This window comes from Kitasatospora sp. NPDC091257 (assembly GCF_044757675.1).
Taxonomy (GTDB): domain Bacteria; phylum Actinomycetota; class Actinomycetes; order Streptomycetales; family Streptomycetaceae; genus Kitasatospora; species Kitasatospora lactacystinica.
In genome coordinates this window covers 1-6,076 of sequence record NZ_JBIVVI010000515.1, presented here as the reverse complement: position 1 = coordinate 6,076, position 6,076 = coordinate 1, and the positions used below count along the sequence as shown (strand labels likewise).

Below are 6,076 nucleotides of genomic sequence, written 5' to 3'. Positions count from 1 at the left end.
GAGGTCGCCCGGTACGGGGTGGACCTGATCGACGCCCGGGTCGAGCACATCGAGTCCGCCGAGCACAGCGATCACGTCGAGTCCGCCGAGCCGGCCGGGTCCCCCGGGTCGGGCTTCGTGGTCCACCTGGCCGGCGGGCCGGTGCTGCACGCGCGCCGGGTGGTCGTCGCCACCGGGCTGCGGGACGGGCTGCCGGAGCTGCCGGGCCTGGTCGAGCGGTGGGGCCACGACGTGCTGCACTGCCCGTACTGCCACGCCTGGGAGGTCCGCGACCGCCCGCTCGGGGTGCTCGGCACCGGCCCGGGGGCGGTCAACCAGGCGCTGCTGCTGCGGCAGTGGTCGGCGGACGTGGTGCTGCTCGCGCACACCCTGACGCTGACGGACGCCGAGCGGGAACGGCTCGCGGCCCGGGACGTCCGGGTGGTCGAGGGCCGGATCGTCCGCCTGGTGTCCGACGACGGGCGGCTGCGCGGCGTCGAACTCGCCACCGGGCAGGTGGTGCCGCGCGAGGCGGTGTTCGTCTTCCCGCGGCCGGTGCCCCGGGACGCGCTGCTCTTCGGCCTCGACTGCGCCCGGGACGACAACGGCTGGGTCACCACCGACCGGACCGGCCGCACCAGCCTCCCCGGCGTCTGGGCGGTCGGCAACGTCGCCGACCCGCGGGCCCAGGTGGTCACCGCCGCCGGGATGGGCGCGGCGGCGGCCTTCGCGCTCGACCACGACCTCGTGGCGGAGGAGCTCGACCGGGCGGTGCGGAGGTACCGCGCGTCCGGCGCCGCCCTGCCCGCCTGAGCGGGAAGCTTTCGTCAACCCACCCACGATCGGAGAATCCGGATGTCAGCGCAGCAGCACGGCCACTCCCACGGGCACGGCCACTCCCACTCCCATGGGCACTCCCACGGCCACGGGCACGTTCCCGCCGCCGACCTCGACTGGGACGCGCTCGCCGCGCACCTGGAGCTGGAGGCCGACCTGCGGGCCGGCGCCGTCACCGAGGCCGGGCGGTGGCTGCTCGGCCTGCACGGGGAGGGCGAGGTGCGGCGGGTCCTCGACGTCGGCAGCGGCCCCGGGGTCATCGCCGGACTGCTGGCGGAGGTCTTCCCGGCGGCCGAGGTGGTGGCGGTCGACCAGTCGGCCGCCCTGCTGGAGCGCGCCCGGACCCGCTCCGGCGGTCGGCTCGGCACCCAACAGGCCGACCTGCCCGAGGAGTTCGGCAAGCTCGGCGAGGCCGACCTGATCTGGTCCGGCAACGCCGTCCACCACCTGGGCGACCAGCAGGCCGCGCTCACCTCGCTCGCCGGGGTGCTGCGGCCCGGCGGTCTGCTCGCCGTCGCGGAGAGCGGTCTGCCGGCGCGCTACCTGCCGCGCGACTTCGGCCTCGGTCGGCCCGGCTTCCAGGCCCGGATGGACGCCGCCCACGAGGACGGCTTCAGCGCCATGCGGGCCGAACTGCCCGGCAGCACCCAGGAGATCGAGGACTGGCCGGCCATGCTGCGGCGGGCCGGACTGACCCCGACCGGCACCCGCACCTTCCTGGTCGACCACCCCGCCCCGCTCGCCGGTCCCGTCCGCGGCTACCTGCACACCCAGTTGACCCGGCGCCACGACCAGCTCGCCGAGCAGCTCGACGCCGAGGACCGGGCCACCCTGGAGGCCCTGCTCGCCGAGGACGCCCCCACCGGCATCCTGCACCGTCCGGACGCCTTCTACCTCTCCGCGATGACCGTCCACACGGCCCGCCGGGACTGATCCGGCGGCCGTCGGTCCTCGACCGTACGGACGGCGGCCGTCGGTCCTCGGCCGTACGGCCCGCGGCGTCAGCCCGCGAGGAAGGCGGCCACCGTGCGGGTGAAGGCGGCCGGGTCGTCGAGCCACGGGTAGTGGCCGGCGCCGGGCTGGACGGCGGCACGGGCGTGGCGGAACAGCGCGGCCGCGGCGCGGACCGCCCCGGGCCGCGGGTCGGGGTCGTACTCGCCGGCCAACAGCAGTGTCGGCACCGGGAGTTCGGCGACGGCGGCGCGGACGGCGGCGGGCCGGAAGCCGCCGCCGTGGTACGCCGCGGCGGCCTCCGGGTGGCTCTGGACGGCGCAGTCGGCCTCGTGGGCGCGGGCGGTGGCGTTCCAGTCGCCGTGGAAGAGCGGTGCCACGGCGTCGGGGTCGGCGGCGCCGCCGGCGAAGGCGGCGCGGACGGCGGCCCGGGCGGCCGGGTACCACTCCTCGTCGGCGAGGCCGCGGGCCTCGGCCGCCTCGCGGTAGTCGTCCTCGGTGGCGGTGCCGCCGAGGATCCGGAGGCTGGGCGTGACCAGCACCAGCCGGCCGGTGCGACGGGGGTGCCGCAGCGCGTACAGGGTGGCGAGCGAGCAGCCGGCGGAGTGGGCGAGGAGGTCGGCCCGGTCGAGCCCGAGGTGCGCCCGGAACGCCTCGACGTCGGCCACCTGCCGGTCGACCCGGTAGCCCGCCGGGTCGGCCGGGCGTGCCGATCGGCCCGTGCCGCGCAGGTCGAGGACGTGCAGGGCGCGGTGTGCGGCGAGGCCGCCGAGGTCGCCGAGGTAGGCGGCGTCGCGCATCGGGCCGCCGGCGAGGACGAGCAGCGGCTCGCCCTCGCCGAGGACGCGGTAGCCGAGCGGGGTGCCGTCGGGGCCGGTGAAGGTCGTCATCGAAGGATCGTGGCAACCTCCGACCGGCCGGGGCAACGGGAAATCGGCCGGGCGCCGCCGCGAGGCCGTTCACACCGGTCAGCCCGCCGAGCCGCCGAAGCGCGCCGTCCAGGCCGCCAGGTCCTCGTCCGTGATCTTGGCGAACAGTACCGGCGGCACCGTGAACGCCGTCCCGGCCGGCACCAGGTCCAGTGCCCGCGCCTCCTGCGGGGCGATCCAGTCCCGGGTGGCGGCCGGGGAGTCCTCGGGCAGCGCGAAGGCCCCGCGCATCGCCGCCGCGGTGGCCGGGATGAACGGTTCGGAGACCACCGCGTACAGGTGGATCAGGTTCATCGCGGTGCGCAGGGTCAGCGCCGCCGCCTCCGGGTCGGTCTTCACCTGCAGCCAGGGCGCCTTCTCGTCCAGGTACGCGTTGCCGGCGCTCCACAGCGCGCGCAGGGCCTGCGCCGCCTTGCGGAAGCTGAGCGCGTCCAGCTGGGCCTCGTACTCGGCGAGCAGCGCGGCGACCTGCTCGCCGAGGCGCTGCTCGGCCCGGCCCGGCGCGTGCCCGCCCGGGACGTCGTCGCCGAAGCGCTTGCGGCTGAAGGAGAGCACCCGGTTGACGAAGTTGCCGAGGGTGTCGGCGAGGTCCTTGTTGACCACCGAGGCGAACAGGTCCCAGGTGAAGCTGGAGTCGTCCGACTCGGGCGCGTGCGCCATCAGGAAGTAGCGCCAGTAGTCGGCGGGCAGCAGCTCCAGCGCGACGTCGGTGAAGACGCCGCGCTTCTGGCTGGTGGAGAACTTCCCGCCGTAGTACGTCAGCCAGTTGAAGGCCTTGACGTAGTCGACCTTCTTCCACGGACGGCGCGAGCCGAGCAGCGTGGCCGGGAACATCACGGTGTGGAACGGGACGTTGTCCTTGGCCATGAACTCGGTGTAGCGGACGGTCTCGTCGACCTCGTACCACCAGGACTTCCAGTCCCGCAGCTGCCCGGCCGGGGCCGCGTCCGCCCATTCCTTGGTGGCGCCGATGTACTCGATCGGGGCGTCGAACCAGACGTAGAACACCTTGCCCTCGGCGGCCAGTTCGGGCCACACGTCGGCGGGCACCGGGACGCCCCACTCCAGGTCGCGGGTGATCGAGCGGTCCTGAAGGCCCTCGGTCAGCCACTTGCGGGCGATCGAGGAGGCCAGCACCGGCCAGTCGTCGGCGTGGGCGGCGACCCAGTCCTCGACCTCCTCGGTGAGCTTGGACTGGAGCAGGAACAGGTGGCGGGTCTCCCGGACCTCCAGGTCGGAGCTGCCGCTGATCGCCGAGCGCGGCTCCAGCAGGTCGGTCGGGTCGAGCACCCGGGTGCAGTTCTCGCACTGGTCGCCGCGGGCCTTGTCGTAGCCGCAGTGCGGGCAGGTGCCGACGATGTAGCGGTCCGGCAGGAAGCGGCCGTCGGCGTTGGAGTACACCTGGCGGATCGCGCGCTCCTCGATGAAGCCGTTGCGCTGCAGCTCGCGGGCGATCTCCTGGGTGATCTCCCGGTTCTGCGGCGAGGAGCTGCGGCCGAAGTGGTCGAAGGAGAGCCCGAAGCCCTCGTACACCGCCCGCTGCGCGTCGTGTGCCCGGGCGCAGAACTCCGCGACGGGCAACCCGGCTTCCTGGGCGGCCAGTTCGGCGGGCGTGCCGTGCTCGTCGGTGGCGCAGATGAACAGCACCTCGTGCCCTCGTCGGCGCAGGTACCGGGCGTGGACGTCCGCCGGGAGCATGGACCCGACCATGTTGCCCAGGTGCTTGATCCCGTTGATGTACGGAAGGGCGCTGGTGATCAGGTGCCGAGCCATCCTCGGATGCTCCGATTTCTCCCGCACGCGCACCCCACCCGGAGTGCCGTGTCAGGCGCAGGGGTCCACTGTGGGCTGCAAGCCTAGGGCAAGCGGAGGGCCCTGGCGCACGCGGCGGGCCGGGGCGGACGGCACTTCCGGAGCGGGTCGGACCGCACGTCCGGAGCGGGATGGACCGCACGTCCGGAGCGGGATGGACCGTGCTTCCGGGCCGGGGCGGACGGCATTTCCGGGGCGGCGTGGACGGCACGTCCGGGCCGGGCGTCACGGCCGGGTGAAGTCGCCGTACCGGTCGAACTCCCCGGACTTCACCCCGCGGACGAAGGCGGCCCACTTGCGGGGGGTGGTCTGCACGACGACCTCGGGCCGGTCGGACTCTCGGATCTCCACCAGCTCGCCCGCCGATCTGACCTCGACGCAGTCGGTGCTCTCGCCGCTGGCCGAGGCCTTGCGCCAGGTACTCATGCGAAGTCTTTCAGCAAGGCCCGGATGAAGTCCCGGGACTCGTCCGGCCCGAGCGCGATGGCCGCGGTCTCCTCCTTGATCCGGCGGTAGGAGGCCAATTCGGCCTGGGTGTGCACGAATTTCGGCCCGTGGGAGAGATCGATCTGGACGGTGTCGAGTTCCGGGACGGGTCCGCGGGCGAGGTACAGGCTCTCTCCGGAGCCGGTGTAGGTGGGCACGCTGAACGGGATCACCCGGATCTCCACACCGGGCCGTTCGGAATTCTCCAACAGGCTCCGCAACTGGTCGCGCAGTACTTCCGGACCGCCGAACTGCATGCGCAGCGCGGACTCGTGCAGGAATGCGCTGTACGGCTTCGGGTGGTCGACGAAGATCTGCTGGCGCCGAATCCGGAATGCCTTCCGGACGTCGGCCTCCTGCCGGTACTGCGGGGGGAGCCGCTCGAACACCGCGGCGGCGTACTCCGGGGTCTGCAGCAGTCCGGGGATGAAGGTGCTGTTCAGGATGGAGAGGGAGGAGGCGTGGTGCTCCATCTCCGCGATGTCGATGATCGCGTTCGGCAGCCGGCCGCGGTAGCCGTCCCACCAGTACTTGCGCCGGTCCTGAGTCATCGTCAGCAGCGCGTCCAGGTAGGGGCCGTCCGCGCATCCGCAGGTGAGTGCCCAGATCCGGAGCCGCTCGGCGCTGATGCCCGACTTCCCGTTCTCCATCTGGGAGATCTTGGGCAGGTCGGTGCCGATGGTGGCGGCCAGGCTCTTGGGCGTGACGCCCACGAGCTCGCGCATCCTGCGCAACTCGATCCCGAGGCGCTGCTGGCGCACGGTCGGCGACAAGCGGGGTGGCATGACTCTCTTCTCCGGGTCGCGGCTGGCGTCGATGCTTCCGGTGAAGTGTGCCGCGCGTGCCGGGCCCTAGCTACCGAAATGGGGGATACCCCACGATGGAGTGAACGTCGTTCCGCTCGGTAGCAACTCTGGCACCTTGACCCTATGGTCATCCGTGTCACTCGCTGACTTGTTGCCGCCTAAACAGTCGTCAAACAGTCGTCAATCGGCCGTAATGACACATCAGATGCATGGTCGCGGCGCCCGAAATCATCGACCGGAGACAGCCATGCCCCTCCCCTCTGTACTCGGCCTTCC

Annotated in this window: 6 protein-coding genes; 2 read left to right on the top strand and 4 right to left on the bottom strand. The window is 72.9% G+C overall.

Annotated elements, in window-relative coordinates:
* The coding region (locus ACIQOV_RS23075) for an NAD(P)/FAD-dependent oxidoreductase (RefSeq protein ID WP_401051244.1) at window positions 1-792 on the top strand (792 nt) is incomplete at its 5' end.
* 42 nt (window positions 793-834) lie between these two features.
* The gene (locus ACIQOV_RS23070; RefSeq protein ID WP_401051242.1) at window positions 835-1,749 is read left to right on the top strand and encodes a class I SAM-dependent methyltransferase; all 915 of its coding nucleotides are present in this window, start codon (window positions 835-837) and stop codon (window positions 1,747-1,749) included.
* A 68-nt stretch (window positions 1,750-1,817) separates the two neighbouring features.
* On the opposite strand, the gene ACIQOV_RS23065 is transcribed toward ACIQOV_RS23070, so the two are convergent.
* From ACIQOV_RS23065 to ACIQOV_RS23050, 4 genes are all read right to left on the bottom strand, one after another.
* Window positions 1,818-2,657, bottom strand: a complete 840-nt coding sequence (locus tag ACIQOV_RS23065) for an alpha/beta fold hydrolase (RefSeq protein ID WP_401051239.1) — start codon at window positions 2,655-2,657, stop codon at window positions 1,818-1,820.
* Between the two features lie 78 nt (window positions 2,658-2,735).
* Window positions 2,736-4,469, bottom strand: a complete 1,734-nt coding sequence (metG, locus tag ACIQOV_RS23060) for a methionine--tRNA ligase (protein WP_401051237.1) — start codon at window positions 4,467-4,469, stop codon at window positions 2,736-2,738.
* A 264-nt stretch (window positions 4,470-4,733) separates the two neighbouring features.
* Window positions 4,734-4,934 (bottom strand): DUF397 domain-containing protein, encoded by a 201-nt coding sequence (locus ACIQOV_RS23055; protein WP_401051235.1) that lies wholly within the window; start codon window positions 4,932-4,934, stop codon window positions 4,734-4,736.
* Entirely contained in the window at window positions 4,931-5,779 is an 849-nt protein-coding gene (locus ACIQOV_RS23050; RefSeq protein ID WP_359897983.1) for a helix-turn-helix transcriptional regulator, read from the bottom strand. The genes ACIQOV_RS23055 and ACIQOV_RS23050 overlap by 4 nt, the downstream gene beginning before the upstream one ends.
* Between the last annotated feature and the right edge of the window lie 297 nt (window positions 5,780-6,076).

Bases quoted from the DNA above. Each gene is read 5' to 3' on its own strand.
- ACIQOV_RS23070 (WP_401051242.1), top strand. From the start codon at position 835: ATGTCAGCGCAGCAGCACGGCCACTCCCACGGGCACGGCCACTCCCAC.
- ACIQOV_RS23065 (WP_401051239.1), bottom strand. From the start codon at position 2,657: ATGACGACCTTCACCGGCCCCGACGGCACCCCGCTCGGCTACCGCGTC.
- metG (WP_401051237.1), bottom strand. From the start codon at position 4,469: ATGGCTCGGCACCTGATCACCAGCGCCCTTCCGTACATCAACGGGATC.
- ACIQOV_RS23055 (WP_401051235.1), bottom strand. From the start codon at position 4,934: ATGAGTACCTGGCGCAAGGCCTCGGCCAGCGGCGAGAGCACCGACTGC.
- ACIQOV_RS23050 (WP_359897983.1), bottom strand. From the start codon at position 5,779: ATGCCACCCCGCTTGTCGCCGACCGTGCGCCAGCAGCGCCTCGGGATC.